This window comes from Arthrobacter sp. Y3223151 (assembly GCF_059091125.1).
In genome coordinates, this window is the sequence record NZ_JBNHGI010000001.1 from 512,175 (window position 1) to 529,038 (window position 16,864).

General features: G+C 65.8%; 13 protein-coding genes. 8 read left to right on the top strand and 5 right to left on the bottom strand.

What is annotated here, in order from left to right:
* Positions 1-26: 26 nt before the first annotated feature.
* On the top strand, positions 27-1,127 hold the full coding sequence (locus AC5RUP_RS02475; protein WP_494153798.1) for an acyltransferase: 1,101 nt from the start codon (positions 27-29) through the stop codon (positions 1,125-1,127).
* Between the two features lie 36 nt (positions 1,128-1,163).
* Here AC5RUP_RS02475 and AC5RUP_RS02480 read toward each other — a convergent pair whose 3' ends face one another.
* The 3 genes from AC5RUP_RS02480 to AC5RUP_RS02490 all read right to left on the bottom strand — a co-directional run bounded on the left by AC5RUP_RS02480 (position 1,164) and on the right by AC5RUP_RS02490 (position 4,084).
* Complete coding sequence (locus tag AC5RUP_RS02480) at positions 1,164-2,852, bottom strand: formate--tetrahydrofolate ligase (protein WP_494153797.1); 1,689 nt, start codon at positions 2,850-2,852, stop codon at positions 1,164-1,166.
* Between the two features lie 256 nt (positions 2,853-3,108).
* Positions 3,109-3,369, bottom strand: a complete 261-nt coding sequence (locus tag AC5RUP_RS02485) for a GlsB/YeaQ/YmgE family stress response membrane protein (protein ID WP_493978224.1) — start codon at positions 3,367-3,369, stop codon at positions 3,109-3,111.
* A gap of 322 nt (positions 3,370-3,691) precedes the next feature.
* Positions 3,692-4,084, bottom strand: coding sequence for a hypothetical protein (locus tag AC5RUP_RS02490; RefSeq protein WP_494158243.1), 393 nt, complete (start codon positions 4,082-4,084; stop codon positions 3,692-3,694).
* A gap of 682 nt (positions 4,085-4,766) precedes the next feature.
* Between AC5RUP_RS02490 and AC5RUP_RS02495 the strand changes: the two genes are divergently transcribed.
* Positions 4,767-6,005: a DUF418 domain-containing protein gene (locus tag AC5RUP_RS02495; protein ID WP_494158244.1), complete on the top strand. Its 1,239-nt coding sequence runs from the start codon at positions 4,767-4,769 to the stop codon at positions 6,003-6,005.
* Positions 6,006-6,008: 3 nt separating this feature from the next.
* On the opposite strand, the gene AC5RUP_RS02500 is transcribed toward AC5RUP_RS02495, so the two are convergent.
* Together AC5RUP_RS02500 and AC5RUP_RS02505 are read right to left on the bottom strand one after the other, a co-directional pair.
* Entirely contained in the window at positions 6,009-6,743 is a 735-nt protein-coding gene (locus AC5RUP_RS02500) for a histidine phosphatase family protein (RefSeq protein ID WP_494158245.1), read from the bottom strand.
* 2 nt (positions 6,744-6,745) lie between these two features.
* Complete coding sequence (locus AC5RUP_RS02505; protein ID WP_494092821.1) at positions 6,746-8,212, bottom strand: CCA tRNA nucleotidyltransferase; 1,467 nt, start codon at positions 8,210-8,212, stop codon at positions 6,746-6,748.
* 103 nt (positions 8,213-8,315) lie between these two features.
* On the opposite strand from AC5RUP_RS02505, the gene AC5RUP_RS02510 reads away from it, so the two are divergent.
* The 6 genes from AC5RUP_RS02510 to AC5RUP_RS02535 all read left to right on the top strand — a co-directional run bounded on the left by AC5RUP_RS02510 (position 8,316) and on the right by AC5RUP_RS02535 (position 14,884).
* Positions 8,316-8,840 carry an NUDIX hydrolase gene (locus AC5RUP_RS02510; RefSeq protein ID WP_493978228.1) on the top strand — a complete coding sequence of 175 codons (525 nt, stop codon included), beginning with the start codon at positions 8,316-8,318 and terminating at the stop codon, positions 8,838-8,840.
* A gap of 53 nt (positions 8,841-8,893) precedes the next feature.
* Positions 8,894-10,594 carry a murein biosynthesis integral membrane protein MurJ gene (murJ, locus tag AC5RUP_RS02515; RefSeq protein WP_494154617.1) on the top strand — a complete coding sequence of 567 codons (1,701 nt, stop codon included), beginning with the start codon at positions 8,894-8,896 and terminating at the stop codon, positions 10,592-10,594.
* 93 nt (positions 10,595-10,687) lie between these two features.
* Complete coding sequence (locus tag AC5RUP_RS02520; RefSeq protein WP_494158246.1) at positions 10,688-12,217, top strand: ABC transporter substrate-binding protein; 1,530 nt, start codon at positions 10,688-10,690, stop codon at positions 12,215-12,217.
* 141 nt (positions 12,218-12,358) lie between these two features.
* Positions 12,359-13,342 carry a thioredoxin-disulfide reductase gene (trxB, locus tag AC5RUP_RS02525; RefSeq protein WP_494091525.1) on the top strand — a complete coding sequence of 328 codons (984 nt, stop codon included), beginning with the start codon at positions 12,359-12,361 and terminating at the stop codon, positions 13,340-13,342.
* A 23-nt stretch (positions 13,343-13,365) separates the two neighbouring features.
* On the top strand, positions 13,366-13,692 hold the full coding sequence (trxA, locus tag AC5RUP_RS02530; RefSeq protein ID WP_494153607.1) for a thioredoxin: 327 nt from the start codon (positions 13,366-13,368) through the stop codon (positions 13,690-13,692).
* Between the two features lie 4 nt (positions 13,693-13,696).
* Positions 13,697-14,884, top strand: a complete 1,188-nt coding sequence (locus AC5RUP_RS02535) for an N-acetylmuramoyl-L-alanine amidase (protein ID WP_494153608.1) — start codon at positions 13,697-13,699, stop codon at positions 14,882-14,884.
* Positions 14,885-16,864 lie beyond the last annotated feature (1,980 nt).

Genomic DNA, 16,864 nt, shown 5'->3' on the forward strand with positions numbered 1-16,864 from the left:
CGGCGGCTTCCGGGTAGATTGGGCTCATGGCCGTCCCCTCCCTGTCCCCCGCCGGGGAGCTCCGAGGACCGACCCCCCTCCGCCGCCGCAACTACGCGCTGGACATCCTGCGCATCTTCAGCATCGTCGGCGTGGTTGTCATCCACTCCTTCGGCGAGCTGGCCGGCGACGACGACCGCCGCCACCAGCCGGACTGGATCTGGGCGGCGATCATCGACATAGCCTTCATCTGGGTGGTGCCGGTCTTCGTCATCATCTCAGGCGCCCTGGTGCTGGCGCCGCGGACGCACAAGGAAGGCGCGCTGGCGTTCTACCGCAAACGCGCCCTGCGGCTGCTGCCCGCCCTCGTGGCCTGGCACCTGGCCTACATCTTCCTGGGCAGCCGCCTGATGCTCGGGCGCGAACTCGAACCGGTCGCCGTGCTGGTGTCCGTCTTCGACACCCACGTGTACCCGCACCTGTACTTCCTGTGGCTGATCCTGGGCCTGTACCTGGTGGCACCGCCGCTTGCCCGCTACCTGCAGTGGGTGAGGCTACGGCGGGCCGCCGCCGCAACCGGCGGCGTGCTGGTCCTGACCCTCGCGCTGTTCAGCCTCCAAGTCGCCAGCATCCAGTACGAGTGGGGCTGGCAGTACCCCTGGAACATCCTGACCCAGTGGTTTCCCTACCTGGGGTACTTCATGGCCGGCTGGGTGCTCACCCAGGTGCGCCTCCCGCGCGGTGCCGCCGCGGCGGCGGGAGGCGCCGCCGTCGTACTCTCCGTTTTCAACATCTGGCACTGGATTAACCAGGATTCCACGCCGCTGCTGAACGTCATCACGCCGTCCAGCTACGTGGGGCTCGGTGTCACCGCGGCGGCGCTGTGCATCTTTGCCGCCGTGTACCACCTGCTGGCCGGATGGCAGCCGCCGGGCTGGCTGGGCCGGTTGCTCGTCCAGCTGTCCAACGCCTCGTTCGGCGTGTTCCTGTGCCACTACCTGTTTCTGACGTGGCTCACCTTCCACGTCTTCCCGGACCGCGAGCCGACGCTGCCGCTCCTGTTCCTGAAGTTCTCGGTGGCCACGGCCTGCTCCTTCGCCCTGACCCTGGTTGCGTTGCGGATTCCCGTGCTGCGGCGGCTGTTCTAGGCCGCAGCCGCCGCAGCTAGGCCGCAGCGGCGCAGACTAGAAGAGTCCGGTGATGACGCCGTCGTCGTCCACGTCCATCCGGCCGGCCGCCGGTTCCTTCGGCAGGCCCGGCATGGTCATGACGTCGCCGGTCAGCGCCACGATGAAACCCGCCCCGGTCTTCGGGATCAGGTCGCGCACCGTGATGCTGAATCCGCTCGGGGCGCCCAGGACCGCAGGGTTGTCGGTGAAGGAATACTGCGTCTTGGCCATGCACACCGGAAGCTTGCCCCACCCGTTCGCCTCGATCTCGGCCAACCGCCTGCGGGCCGGGCTGGTGAACTCCACGTGGTCCGCCCCGTAGATTTGCTGGGCGATGGTCTCGATCTTCTTCTCCACGGTCAGGTCAAGGTCGTACAACGGGGAGAACGACTGCGGCTGCTGCAGGACGTCCGCCACCTTCGCCGCCAGCTCATCGCCGCCGGGGCCGCCGCCGCCCTGGCCCCAGACATCGGCAATGGCCGCCTCGACACCCTTCTGCCGGCACCAGTCCAGCACCCAGTCGAGTTCTTCGGCGCTGTCGGTGGTGAATTTGTTGATGCCCACCACGGGCGTGACTCCGAATTTGAGCGCGTTGTCCACGTGGCGCTCCAAGTTGGCGATGCCGGCCTGCACCGCTTCCAGGTTCGGTTCCTTCAACTGCTCCTTCGGGATGCCGCCGTGCATTTTCAGCGCCCGGATGGTGGCCAGCACCACGATGGCGGACGGGGCGAACCCGCCGGCGCGCGCCTTGATGTCCATGAACTTCTCGGCGCCCAGATCGGACCCGAACCCGGCTTCCGTGACGACGACGTCGGCGAGCCGGCGGGCGGTCTGCGTGGCCAGCAGCGAGTTGCAGCCGTGGGCGATATTGGCGAAGGGGCCGCCGTGCACGAAGGCGGGCGTGCCGGCGATGGTCTGGACCAGGTTCGGCTTGATGGCGTCTTTCAGCAGCATGGCAAGCGCGCCCTGCACACCCAGGTCCGCCACGGTGACCGGCTTACGGTCGTAGGTGTAGCCGACGGTGATCCGGGACAGCCGGGCTTTAAGGTCGGCGAGGTCGGACGAGAGGCAAAAGACCGCCATGACCTCGGAGGCGACGGTGATATCGAAGCCCGCCTCCCGCGGCACTCCCTGCGTCGGTCCGCCCAGACCGATCACTACCTGGCGCAGGGCCCGGTCGTTCATGTCCAGCACCCGCCGGAACGTCAGCCGGCGCGGGTCGATGCCCAGCGCGTTGCCCTGATAGATATGGTTGTCCACCAGCGCCATCAACGCGTTGTTCGCCGAGGTGATGGCGTGGAAGTCCCCGGTGAAATGCAGGTTGATGTCATCCATCGGGAGCACCTGCGAATAGCCGCCGCCGGTTGCACCGCCCTTCATGCCCAGGATCGGGCCGAGGGAAGGTTCACGGATGGCCACCATGGTCTTGTGCCCGGCCCTGGCCAGGGCGTCCGCCAGGCCCACGGTGAGGGTGGATTTGCCTTCACCGGCCGGGGTAGGCGACATCGCGGTCACCAAGACCACCTGGCCGCGCGGTTCCTTGTGGCCATCCCCCAGCTTGGCGGGATCAACCTTCGCCTTGTAGCTGCCGTAAAACTCCAGAGCCTCCGCCGGGATGCCGGCGGCGTCGGCAATGGCGGTGATGGGCCGCAGAGTGGCGCGGCGGGCAATCTCCAGGTCGGTCAGCGGAGCCGGTGCAGACATCGTCGTCCTTCTTCCTCGCATGGGCCATACAGGCGGCAGTACCGCCACAGCCAACGTATCAGCCGAAAAGGCCGCCGTCACCGGTCCCTTCGGGGGAGTAGGCGAACCGCGGAATGGGGCCTGGTGAGCTGGCAGGAACCACCTCAGCGCACCGCCGCAGCAGTTGGATTGGTCCGGCTCTCGGTCAGAGCATCAAAAAAATGGCCTGCCGCGCGATGATCGCGCGGCAGGCCATCTCCCTGTTTATTTGCAGCCGTTAGCGGCGGACGGCCCGCCGACCGGACAAGCTTTCTGCCACACCGATCAGAAGTACCGCGGCAATGACGGCGACGATGAATCCAAGTACGTTCAGTTCAAAGATGTCGCCTGTGCCCAGCAGGTTTGCGATGACACCACCGATGATTGCTCCGACTATGCCGAGCAGCAGCGTGGCCACGAGCCCCAGGTTCTGCTTTCCGGGCTTGATAAGGCGGGCGAGTGCTCCGATAACCAGCCCTGCAATGATGAAACCGATCATGTTGCCTCCTCAGGTTGCGATGAACCCACCATAAGCATACTTAGTGATCGGACGCAAAACGTTTCATCGTGGCGGAAACGGTCAGGCGCCACTGAGACGACGCTGCCGCGCGGCCTCCGGGATGCCGGTTTCAATGAAACACCACGGCACTTGAGCCTCGACAAATGCTTGAAGGCGGAGGTGTTTAAAGGCCGAGGCCCGCGCCTGGAGCAACCCGGGCGCGGGCCTGAAGCTACATCGGGTCCAATGCGACTCATCGGATCCTCCTCGCGGATGTGTCCCCTACAGGACGGCGTATTTATTTGCACTTGCCTGCTGGACCTCAGCGGATGAGCTGGCGGTGCGACAGCAATTCGTCGCGCACCTGTTCCAAGCGCTGTTCGTCAACACCCACGTTCTGTATTCGTTCCCACAGCGAGACGCTCTGGCGGAGCTTGCGGATCATGGCATTCACCTCCTGCCTGGCCAAGAAATTCGGCATGCCCGCTGCCGCGGAGCGTTTCGGGCTGTCCGGCGCCGGCACGGCGAAGCCCGCACCCCCGGGCACGGCACCGGCGTCGCCGCGACCGTCGCCGCGGGTGTCAAGGCCGCGCAGGCTTCCGGCGGTGATCACCTCGCCGTGGCCGCGCAGCTCCGTTTCCCGGGCCTGCGGCGGCTCGGGTGGACGGACGGATCGTTCCGGTGCAGGCAGCACGGCTGCATCCAGCGGTTTCATGAGGGGTTCCTCTCTGGGATGGGCGGAGTTTTCTCCGGAATGGGTTGGATTTCGGGCAGGACGCATGGCGGTATCCAGGCGGGTTGCCGTTGTCGGGGCGGGGCCGGTGGCCGTGCTCGAAGCAGCAGCGGGGGTCGCCGCGTCGGCAGCGGGTAATGCGGTAAGGGTGCTCATAGCGAAGTCCTCAAGGCGGAAGGTGAGGCCTCCGCGCGGAGGAGCTAGAGAAGTGCGGCGATTGACATACGGCAGCGGTTCAAGACTTGAACCGGCCCAATCAGCGAAGTTCTACTGCGCAGAAATGGCGGAGGCGGGTCGTCGGAGCGCGGCGAAGGAGTTAAACACTCCGCCCGGCGTCTTGGTCATATTCACGATTCCCACCTCCCTTTCCTGATAGCGCCAATAGATACGGTCCGGGTTGAAGCTCCTGATTGAGAAAGTTCAATCGGACTTGTCCAAGGTACCCGATTGCTCCCGCTTCTGCCTAGCCACGCCCGGGAACTTATTGATCTTTTTCCCGCTCAACCGGCGTGTCGCCCGCAACACGCCGTAGAACGACGGCGGGGCCTCCCCTTGACGAGCGTAGGCTTCCCCTTTCGGCGACCCCCTCGTTCGCGTTCCGTCCGCCTTGGCCCGGTTTGCCGCCCGTTCCGGCGGCCAGGCAGGGTCCCTAGACTGGACCCGGATGCGAGCACCCACCCCCGGACGGGACGACGACATGGAAACTGGAGCTCCGCCGGGACCCGTGACCGGACCTGCGGCCCCGAAGTCCCCGGCCCGCATTGACGAGCTTGACGCCCTGCGGGCCTTCGCGCTGCTGGGCATCCTGTGCGTGAACATCTGGTACTTCGCCGACCCGTATGCCGTCACCGGCGGCTCGAACCCAAAGTTCCAAGCCGGTGCGGACACCGCGCTCCGCTTCGCGGTCAGCCTCCTGTTCGAGGCCAAGTTCTACGTCCTGTTCTCGTTCCTGTTCGGCTACAGCTTCGTCCTGCAGTGGGCTTCGGCCGTGGCGGACGGCCAGCCGGTCGTCGTCAGGACCGTGCGCCGGGCCGCCGGCCTCGTGGTCCTCGGGCTGCTCCACGGCCTGCTCCTGTTCCACGGGGACATCCTGCTGGCCTACGGCCTGCTGAGCCTGGTGTTGCTCCGCACCCGCGCGCTCTCCGCGCGGGCCGCTGCCGCGGCCGGAGTGGCGGTCATCGGCTGCATGGGCGTGTTCGTCCTGTTGCTGGGACTCATCGCGGCGGCCGCGGGGCCGTTCGACGGCAGTGCCGCGGCGGGCGCCGCGCCGGCGTTCGGGCTGGCCGGCTCTCCCGCCGACGTTCTGGCCCAGAACGCGTCGCTGTATCCGCTGACGCAGCCTAATGCCGTGCTCCTCCAGGGCCCGATTGCCCTCGGCGCGTTCTACCTCGGCCTGGCGTGTGCCAAGGGACGGCTGCTCGAGCGGGGCATCGCACCACGCACGCTCCGCCGCATGGCTTTCACGGCGCTGCCGGCCGGGTTGGCCGCTTCTGCGCTGCAGGCGTGGTTACAGCACGGCGTCGGCGGTCCCGCGATGACCGTGGTGGCCTTTGGCATTTCCACGTTGACCGGGCCGCTGCTGACGGCCGGTTACGTCGGAGTGCTGCTGCTGTCCTTCCGCACCGCGGCCGGACGCGCCCTGTGCGCCGTGCTGGCTCCCGCGGGCCGCCTCGCGCTGACCAACTATCTGGGACAGTCGGTGCTGATGGCCCTGGTCTTCACGGGTTTCGGGCTGGCGTTGACCGGCCGGTTGGCCCCGCCCGCGGTGCTCGGGGTGGCGGGGCTCCTCTTTGTGGCGCAACTGCTGGCCAGCGCCTGGTGGGTGAAGAGGTTCCGGTACGGGCCGCTGGAGTGGCTGCTGCGCAGCCTCACCTACTGGCGGCGTCCGGCCATGCTCCGTTAGCGGCTAGAGGTTCCAGCCCGCAATCGCGGGCGTCTTCTTGTCCCACCCCAGCCGGCAGACGGCAGCGGTATCCAGCACGAAGTGCCGGCCCTCGATGGGTTCCAGGCCAAGCCAGCGGGCCGCAAGCACGCGGAGGAAGTGCCCGTGTGCCACCAGCAAGACCTGGCGGGGCCCCGGCGGTTCGGGCGACGGGGTGGGAAGCGGGGCGGTGCTCCCACCCGGGGCTGGGATGGCGGGGTCGCCGGCCGGGGCGGCGGTGGCGGGGTCGCCAGCCGCAGCCGGGCCGCCGCGCGCGGCAAGGCCGCCGAAGGGTGAACCGGCCGTGCTGTCCAGCACCTTGGCGATCACATGATCGGCCCGGTCAGCCACCTCTTGCAGCGACTCGCCGCCGCGGACGCCGTGGGTCCAGATCAGGTACGAGGGATCCTTGGCCCGGATGGCCGCGCTCTGGAGGCCTTCATAGTCTCCGTAGTCCCATTCATGCGCTTCGGCCACCACCTCCGCTTCGGGGTAGCCCGCTAGTTCGGCCGTCCGGCGGGCACGCGCCAAGGGGGAGGTCAAGACGGTGTGGAAACGGACTCCCGCCAGCTTTACCGCGGCGTCGCGGGCCTGCTGGACCCCGGCCGGAGTCAGCTCAAGGTCGGCCAACCCGGTGTACCGGTGGTTGCGCGACCACTCGGTTTCGCCGTGGCGCATCAGCCACAACACCGGAAAATCATGCGGTTCGGCCGCGGCCATGGCTATGCCTGCTCCGCGTATTCCGGCTGCGTTCGCCACCAGGCCAGCAGTTTCGCTTCTGCCTCTTCCTGCGCCGCCGGGCCGTTCTCCAGCCGCTCTTCCAGCAGGAATTTGTAGGCGCGGCCGACCAGCGGGCCGGGCCGGATTCCGAGCAGCGCCATGATCTGGGCGCCGTCCAGGTCCGGCCGGACGGCGTCCATTTGCTCCTGCTCCTTCAGCGTGGCGATCCGCTGCTCCAGGTCGTCGTAGGCGAAGGCGAGCCGCTCCGCCTTGCGCTTGTTTCGCGTGGTCACGTCGGAGCGGGTCAGCCGGTGCAGCCGCTCCAGCAGCGGTCCGGCGTCGTTGACGTAGCGGCGCACGGCCGAATCCGTCCAGCCGGCCTCCCCGTAGCCGTAGAAGCGCATGTGCAGTTCCACCAGCCGGGAGACGGCCTTGATGGTCTCGTTGTCGAAACGCAGCTTCTTCATCCGCTTGGCGGTGAGCTTGGAGCCCACCACGTCGTGGTGGCGGAAGCTGACCGCGCCGGAGGGTTCGAACCGGCGAGTAGCCGGCTTGCCGACGTCGTGCATCAGGGCCGCGAACCGCAGGACGAAGTCCGGGCCCGGCACCGCGCCGTCGTCGTCCGTCTCCAAGGCACAGGCCTGCTCCAACACGGTGAGCGAGTGCTGGTAGACGTCCTTGTGCCGGTGGTGCTCATCGATCTCCAGCCGCAGCGCCGCGACCTCCGGCAGCACGTAGTCCGCCAGGCCGGTGTCCACCAGCAGGTCCACGCCGGCGCGCGGGTCCTTGCCGTTGATCAGCTTGGTCAGTTCGTCGCGGACGCGTTCGGCGGAGATGATCTCGATCCGCGCGGCCATGTCCGTCATCGCCTCCTCCACCTCGGGTGCCACAGCCACGTTGAGCTGGGAGGCGAACCGCGCGGCACGCATCATCCGAAGGGGGTCATCAGAGAACGACGCCGACGGCGCGCCCGGGGTGCGCAGCACGCCCGCGTGGAGGTCCTTGACGCCGCCATGCGGATCCACCAGTTCCAGCGACGGCAGCCGCAACGCCATGGCATTCATGGTGAAGTCGCGGCGGAACAGGTCGTCCTCCAGGGACGTCCCAAACGCCACCACGGGCTTGCGGGAATCCGGGTCGTAGGCCTCGGCCCGGTAGGTGGTCACCTCGATCATGTGCTGGCCCTTGCGCAGGCCGATGGTCCCGAAATCGCGGCCGATCTCCCAGAACTTGTCCGCCCACTTCCCGACGACGGCGATGGTGGCATCCGGATCGGCGTCGGTCGTGAAATCGAGGTCCGGGGAGATCCGGCCGAGGAACAGGTCGCGCACCGGTCCGCCGACCAGCGAGAGTTCGTGGCCCGCTGCCGCAAACAGTTCTCCCAGTTCGATCACGACGTCCGGCAACGGCAGGGACGGGACGTTGGAACCGGGTGCTGATGCGAACTGCGAACCAAAAAGGTGAACCATAGTGACTTAAGCGTGCCAGATGCCGGGCGCGATGTTTAACAAAGTCCCGGCGGCTCGGCCCCGGCATCATCGGCCCCTAACAAAAATCGTTAGAGTGGACTGCATGGCACACCCGGTTCCGAGCGCCCCGAAGCGCACCCCGCTGACAGCGTCAGTGGGCAGCGCCGCGCCCGGACACCATTCCCTGCCCACCGTCGAGGAGATCTCAGCCGGCGGTGTGGTGGTCGATACGTCGACCCCGGACCTGAACGTGGCCATCATCGCGCGCTTCAACCGCGGCGGCCGGCTCGAGTGGTGCCTGCCCAAGGGCCACCCCGAGGGCCGGGAGACCAATGAAGAGGCCGCCGTCCGGGAAGTCGAAGAAGAAACAGGGATCAAGGGCCGCGTGCTGGCCACGCTGGGCAGCATCGATTACTGGTTCACCGTCAGCGGCCACCGCGTCCACAAGACCGTGCACCACTTCCTGCTCGAGGCCACCGGCGGCCTGTTGACCATCGAGAATGATCCGGACCATGAGGCAGTGGACGTGGCCTGGGTTCCGCTGGCGGAGCTGGGCCGGAAGCTGTCCTTCCCCAACGAGCGGCGGATCGTGGACCTGGCCCGGGAAGTCCTGCCCGGGCACCTTTGAGCCCCGGCCGGATCTGGCGGTCCGGCCGTTTTCAGGTGAGAACATAGAGGACGATGTCCGAGACCCAGACCCCCTCCCCCAGCCCGTCCGTGCAGCAGCACAGCACAGCCAAGTCCAGTGCCATCATGGCGGCCGGGACCATGGTGTCCCGCGTTCTGGGGTTTGTCCGCACCGCTTTGCTGGCGGTCGCGATCGGCGCCAACACGACGATGGGCGACATCTTCGAGAAGGCCAACACCATCCCGAACATCATCTACCTGCTGCTGGCGGGCGGGGTGTTCAACGTGGTGCTGGTGCCGCAGATCATCAAGGCCAGCCAGAAGAGCGACGGCGGGGCGGACTTCGTCAGCCGGCTGCTGAGCCTGACGCTGCTGGTGCTGGCCGGGATCGCGCTGCTGGCAACGCTGCTGGCCGCGCCGATCATCTCCGCCCTGACCCGCGGCTGGACGCCGGTCATGCTGGAACTCGGCACCGTCTTCGCCGTGTGGTGCCTGCCGCAGATCTTTTTCTACGGGCTGTACGCCGTGGTGGGCCAGGTGCTCAACGCTCACGGCCGGTTCGGCTGGTACATGTGGGCCCCCGCCCTGAACAACGTCGTCGCCATCGGCACGCTGGCGCTGTACATCGCACTGTACGGCCGCTATCTGCCCGGCAAGGACAACCCGGAGCTTTGGACCAGCGCCCAGACGATGGTGCTGGCCGGCGGCACCACGCTGGGCATCGTGCTGCAGGCGCTGATCCTGTTGTGGCCGCTGGGACGGCTGGGGATGGGCCTCAAGCTCAAGCTCGGCTGGCGCGGCATGGGCTTCGCCGCCACCGGAAAGGTGGCCATGTGGAGCCTGGCCACCATGGTCATCGCCAACACCGCCTACCTCTTCTACGGGTCGATCGCCTCCGGCGCCACGGCCGCGCGCGCCGAGTTGGCAGGGCCCGGCGCCTCGGTCCCCGGCGAGTACGCCCTGAATACCGCCCAACTGATCGCCATGCTGCCGCATTCGGTCTTCGTCCTCTCGGTGGCCACGGTGCTGTTCAACCAGTTGTCCCGCCAGCAATCGATCGGGGCGGTGGACGACGTGCGGCACACCGTGAACTCGGGGCTGCGCACCATCGGCGTCGCCACCGTCTTCGGGGCCGCCTCCGTGGTGGTGCTGGCCGGCCCGCTGGCCCGCTTGTTTGCCGGGTCGGGCCCCACCGCGGCGGCCTCCGCCGCGTCGATGGGCCAGGTGCTGACCATCCTCGCGGCCGGCATGCCCTTCATGAGCATCTACTTCTTCCTGGGCCGGGTGTTCTATGCGGAGGAAGACGCCAAAACGCCGTTGATCATGCAGGCGATCTGCTCCGGCGCGTCGGTGGTCCTGGCCGTGCTGATCGCCTGGTTGATCGATCCCACCTTGGTGGTCTACGCGCTGGCGCTGCTGTTCACGGTGTTCCACGTGGTCTCGGCGGTCCTTGCCCACTTCTTTGCCCGCCGCCGGCTGGGCGACTACGGCGCGGGCCGCGTCGTGGATACCTACATCCGGCTCGGTTATGCCGGACTGGGCTCCGGGTTGGTGGGCGCAGCGGTCCTGTGGCTGTTCGGCGGTTATGCCAACGGCGGATTCGCATGGCAGTCCATCGCCACCGCCATGGTGACCATCGCCGTCGTCGGACTGGTCATGGCCGCTGTGTACCTGCTGCTCCTGCGCGTGCTTCGGGTCGAGGAGCTGCAGGACTTCCTGCGGCCGATACTTAAACGGTTGCCCGGACGCGCCTGACAGAAGCGGGTATCGGGTCCGGCAGCGGATAGCATGGAAACCAAATTATCCAGTCACGGGCACCTGCCCAGGACATTTCGCCGGGAGGAACTAGTGCCGCAGCCAGTTGATGTGGGCATGCTGCTTGGTGGCCGTTACAAGGTCACTGCCCAAGTGCTTGCGTCCGCCGAGAACGATCTGGTCCTGGACGGCATTGACCAGGTGCTCAACCGGCCGGTCAGCATCCTGGTGGCAGCGCCGGAGAATGCCAGCCAGGTCGCCATGAGCGCCCGCGAGATAGCCACCGGCGAGCGGGCGGGCAACGTCCAGGTGCTGGACCTCGGCAATGCCGACGGGTTCACCTACTTGGTGACCAACGAGGCCCAGGCGGCCGACCTGCTGGACCTAGTCATTCAGCAGGACGGGCCGTATGTAGAGCCCTTCTTCACCGACACACTCGGTTCGGAGATCTTCGGCCAGGCCCGTTCCACGGAGCCGGAGCCGTATGAGGACGAATACGAGTATGAGGACTACGACGAGGAGCCTCGCCAGAGCCTGCGCGAGAGGCTGAACAAACTTGACCTGCCCAAATTGGGTCGGAACGGCGGCGACGGGACGTCCAAGCCCCGGTTCGGAGCCCGTCCTGAGGCCCCGGCCCGAGGCGCCGGGTCCGCTGCGGGAGCTGCGGCCGCCGCAGCATCTGCCGGGGCGATCGTGCCGCCGCCGCCCTCCGCTCCCCCGGCCCCACAGGTCGCGAGCCCGGCCACGGCGCCGGTGTCGCGGCAGGCTCCGGCGGCCGGCCGGCCGGCTGCCTCTCAGGCTCCGGCAGGCAAGCCCAAAGTCAGCTTGTGGCCCGGCGACGACGACGACAAGCCGGGTGTGCGGTCGGCCGGCATGTTCCCGTCCGCCGCCCGCACCAGCAGCGAACCCGCGGTCGATGACTACGAGTACGACGAATACGACGACGAAGAGCGCAACAGCCCGAGGTCTTCCAGGTTGCTGGTGGGCGGGTTGCTCGCCGTCTTGCTGGTGATCGCGATCGTGGTGGCCGTGAGCCAGCTGAATCTGTTCCGCGGCGGCCCGGTCGCCGACGGCTCGCAGGGCGGAAACGAAACCGCGGCCGCCGAACCGGCAGAGACGGGCGCGGCAGAAGAAACGTCGGCTCCGGCCGACGAAGTCGTCGAGCCGGTCATCGCCGGCCTCACCCGCCAGGTTCCGGACTTGCCGGAACTCGACGTGGAGAACGACGGCAAACTGCCCGAAGCCATCGACGGCAACCCCGCCACTTACTGGGCAAGTTACCAGTACGCGTCGGACCAGTTCGGCGGCTACGCCGGAAACATGGCGCTGGTTGTCGAGCTGGAAGAGTCCTCAAGCATCAGCTCGGTGGTGTTGACCCAACTGAGCGGCACCGGAGGAAACTTCTCCGTGCTCCTGAACGATGAACCCACGTTGGACGGTGCCGACCAGGTCGCGCAGGGAAGCTTCACGGCACAGAAGACCACTATTCCGGTCCCTGAACAGGATGGCGCCGCGCCCAAAGCGCAGTACGTCCTGATCAACTTCACGCAGTTGCCGAGGCTGTCCAACCCCATGGGCGGCATGCCGTTCGGCATCCGCATGGCCGAGATCGAAGTCTCCTAGCCCGTTCAGGGGCGGCTGCGCAATAAGCTCGCCGGAATAAGCCGGGGGCACCCGCCGTTGAGACAAGTGCCGGGCTAACCGCCCCTTTGGGGTGGCCGGCCTTAGGGTTACATCAACATCAGAGGAAGAGGTTCGCAGGCAGTGAGCACAGATACCACACCGTCCGTCCGCGACGTCATCATCGTTGGGTCCGGTCCGGCCGGCTACACGGCAGCTGTTTACACCGCGCGCGCCAATCTCAACCCACTGCTCATCGCCAGCTCCGTAGAGGCAGGCGGCGAGCTGATGAACACCACCGACGTGGAAAACTACCCCGGGTTCCCTGACGGCATCCTGGGTCCCGAGCTGATGGAGAACTTCCAGAAGCAGGCCGAACGCTTCGGCACCGAGATCCTGTTTGAAGACGTCACAAGCCTTGAACTGGAAGGTCCGGTCAAGAAGGTCACCATCGGCTCGGGCGAAACCTTCCTGGCCCGATCCGTGATTATCTCCACCGGTTCCGCCTACCGGGAACTCGGGCTGCCGGACGAAAAGCGCCTGGCCGGCCACGGCGTCAGCTGGTGCGCAACCTGTGACGGTTTCTTCTTCAAGGGCCAGAACATCGCCGTCATCGGCGGCGGCGACTCGGCGATGGAAGAAGCACTCTTCCTGACCAAGTTCGCGGAGTCTGTCACGGTGGTCCACCGGCGGGACACCCTGCGTGCCTCGAAGATCATGCAGGACCGTGCCCTGGCCCACGAGAAGATCAAGTTCGTGTGGAACTCGGAAGTCGTCGGGCTTGAAGGCGACACCAAGGTCACCGCGCTGAAGCTCAAGAACACGGTCGACGGTTCCGAGTCGGTGCTGCCGGTAACGGGCGTGTTCGTCGCCATCGGCAACGATCCCCGGGTCTCCCTGGTCAAGGACCAGCTGGAACTGACGCCCGAGGGCACGATCGCCGTCGAGGGCCGGTCGTCCCGCACCTCCCTGCCGGGTGTCTTCGCTGCCGGCGACGTTATTGACCCCACCTACCGCCAGGCCATCACCGCCTCGGGCAGCGGCTGTGCGGCTGCCATCGATGTGGAACACTATCTCGCCGAGCGCGCAGACACCCTGGCCGACGTCGCCGAACCCGCAACAGTCTGAATCGGTTGTAAAAGGAGAAAAGCATGAGCAACGCAAAAGATGTCACTGACGCTACTTTCGACGCGGATGTCCTGCAGTCCGCCAAACCCGTGATCGTCGATTTCTGGGCGGAGTGGTGCGGTCCTTGCCGCATGCTCTCGCCGATTCTCGATGACATCGCTGCTGAGCATTCCGACAAGGTAGAGGTCGTCAAGCTCAACGTGGACGACAACCCCGCCACCGCAGCCCAGTACGGTATCACTTCCATTCCAGCCGTCTATGTCTTCAAGGACGGCGCGGTGGCCGCGACATCCATCGGCGCCAAGCCGAAGCAGGTCATCGAGCAGGAATTCGCAGAATTCCTTAGCTAGCCAGATGGAAAACGACGCTGCAGACCAGAGCCTGCGCCGTTCAGACATTAGTCGACGCGTAGTAGCCCTTCGTGAAGGGCTACTACGCGCTGGCGTTTCCATGGCCTATTTGGCGCCGGATCAAGTAAACAACCCCACGGTCTTTGACGACCATGTGGATGCGGCCGTACGCACCTTCCAGCAGCACCGGGGACTGATGGTCGACGGCGTGGTCGATCAGGAAACCGAGCGCGCCCTGGCGGAGGCACAGTTCAAGCTCGGGGATCGTCCGCTGATATTCACGCTGGACGCGTCGCCTCTTCGTGGCGATGATGTCACCGAGCTGCAGCGCCAGTTGTCGTTCCTCGGCTTCTACTACGGTCACATCGATGGCGAGTATGGCGAACGGACCTACCACGCGGTCCGCGAGCTGCAGTTAAATCTGGGGCTCGAACCTTCCGGCGTCGCGGATCAACAACTGGCTGCCTCGATGGAACGCATTAATAGGACGATCAGTCCGAGCCAGGCGTTCTCGCTCCGGGATTACGAACGGCTCAACCAAGCCTCTGCGGCACTGCGCGGCCGGACTATCGCCCTCGCCCCCGGCGCCGGCGATGCGCACTGGGCAGACAGCCCCGACGTTGCCTCCGGCAGCCGCCTGACCGAGAAGCTCGTCGCCGGAGACGTCGCCAGCCGAGTGAAGAAGATCCTGACCGAACTCGGTGCCAGCGTGGAAATCGTTGACAAGGAAACCAAAGGCGGTGGTTTGGACCGCACTTCGCTTATCAAGAGGTCCTCTCCGAGCTTGAGCGTTGCCCTTCACTGTGACTGGTTGCCGCAAGAGGCAGCCAACGGCGTCAGCGCGTTCTTTTGGGGACGTCCTGAGTCAGGTGAAGTCCGTTCTCCCATTGGGCACCGCGCCGGCGAACTTATCCTGAAGGAGATCGTGGCCCGCACCGGGTCTACCAACCTGGGTATTCACGGTCGAAGCTGGGATATCCTGCGGCTGCCCAGCACCCCCTCGGTGCAACTGGATCTCGGTTATTTGAGCAGCCCGTTCGACTCCCGTCGCCTCGCTGATCCTGTTTACCGGCAGGTCTTGGCCGATTCCATTGTCATCGCCATTCAGAGGCTGTATCTACTAGAAGAGGACGACGAGCCGACAGGCACGTTGGCGCTCGACGACGTCCTCCGCTTCAACCCAGGGACCTGACTCCCGCGCGCCTCACTCCCCTGTTTCACGTGGAACGCCGGCGATCTACGTTGCACACCTGGGTTTTACGTGGAACACCTGGGTTTTACGGGGAACATCCGCTGGCATCTTTTGCCTTGTCGGTCGTTTCACGTGAAACCCCCTCCCCGCGAGCCACGCCGCCGAACCAACACACGTATGCGACCGGTCTGAAATGATCCAAACGCATCGCCGTTGCCGGCCCGGCAACGAATCAACGAGAGTGATCTGTTCGTCACCTGCCGGATCTGCGCCTGTCGCTGTTAATTCTGGTGTGGCCAGAAATGGAAAGTCCGCGTGGGCGCGTCCGAGTCGTCGTTGCTCCTCCATCTTTCCTGGCGCCTCGCTCCTGATAGCCGGGCGGTGGAAACCCTGCGCCCAGGTGCGTGCCTCACCGGCCACAACTTTGAGAGTACAGAATCTCTCAGCATTTCCGAGTACAAGCACTCTCGACATTTCCCCAGGTCCAAGCCGACCTCCTCTTGTCCGAACAGTCCTTCAGTCAAGAGACGACCGCGCCGGCCGAGCCGGGCTCGGCTCCCGCACAGTTCCACGTGAAACCTCGACACCGAAGGACCGATTACGTTTCTAGATCACTGTCGCACTTGCAATGAATAGCACGTCCGGTCACCGTCCGGGTCTGGGTGGATACTGGGGTCGCGACTACATGCCTGCTCAAGGGCCTGGGCTGTTGTTTACATCTAAGTGCGGCAAGAAGCGGCACCCCGGCCCCCCCTTTTAGTGGACCGGCAGATCATCTCTTGTGACATTGAGAGGGAACGCTCGACTGAAGCAGCCGAGAACGAATCTGGGAAAGAATCCGCGCAAACCATATCGTTCGCGTCAGCACGAAAGCCGCGCTGTAAGAGAGTGCGTCGGCCAGCCAAGCGGTGCCGCTGCGAGGATTCCTAGCTGGGGGCCTCCGCACGCGTATTTGAGCAGCGGGATCGCCACTCCCGGTCTAACGCGACGCCAACGCTTTTGGCAGCACACGTAGAGATCGATCCCTTCATCCCCAAGGGGGGTGCTCGCTCGATCTCTCGGTTTCTGCCGGTCCGCCTCTGCCAACCTGCTGTTCAGCACCGTCGGTCAACGGAGCTTCCGTCGCGACACGACTGTCCTCCATATCAGCGCCTGGTGGGCCGGCCCCATCCTGAGCCCGATCGGGTCCGGCGGCTGTTGAGGCGCCGGGAGTCCTGAGTGTTTCACGTGGAACCCCACGTCTCATCCGATCGGCACCGGCACGTTGTGGCCTCGGGAGTCGGGTTTGGACGTCTAAAGCCAGTTTGGGTCGTTCCACGTGAAACATACGGGCTCACTCCTTGGACCAGAAGCCCCACAGCATGCAATGCCACGTGCCAGCCGCAACTCGGACGAATGCTGCCGCGGCAGCTGGCCACTGTTTATGCGTCGCAAACACAGAGCTCCCCAACAAGAAAGGGGGAGCTCCATGCGGAGGCTTCCGGCAGGATCAGTCGGTGGGCGTTGCGCCTGTCCACTGGTGTTGCCTGCGGCTAACGTCCGGGGTATGAGTCGAAGCTAGCTGTGGATCCTTGCCTCGCCCAACACATAGCCCGCAAACACCCAAGGCCCGCCAAACATGTGGATCCTGTCGCCGTGCGCACGAATCGGCCTCCCCAGCAGGAGCAGGCACTCGACCGGTCTCCTAAGCGCAGACGAGGACTACGTGCCCTTGATGCTCCACTTGGCGCTCTTGCTCTACGAGCCCCAGATTCACGTAAAACACGCAAGCCAGCTCTGGGAGCGAGCAAAGATAGATCCCATAACCGCTCCTCTTGTCGGATTAACGCAGCGCCTGGGTCCCGTCCGGTCAGCGATAGAGATGGCGTGCCGACCCTCCCCTACTTGTGGGACGGCGCTCCTCGGCTTGCAGCGATGCGCTACCGCCACGAAGGCGGTCCGCAGTGACGGGCGTGGCCGGTGTAGGCAGCTACGCATCGT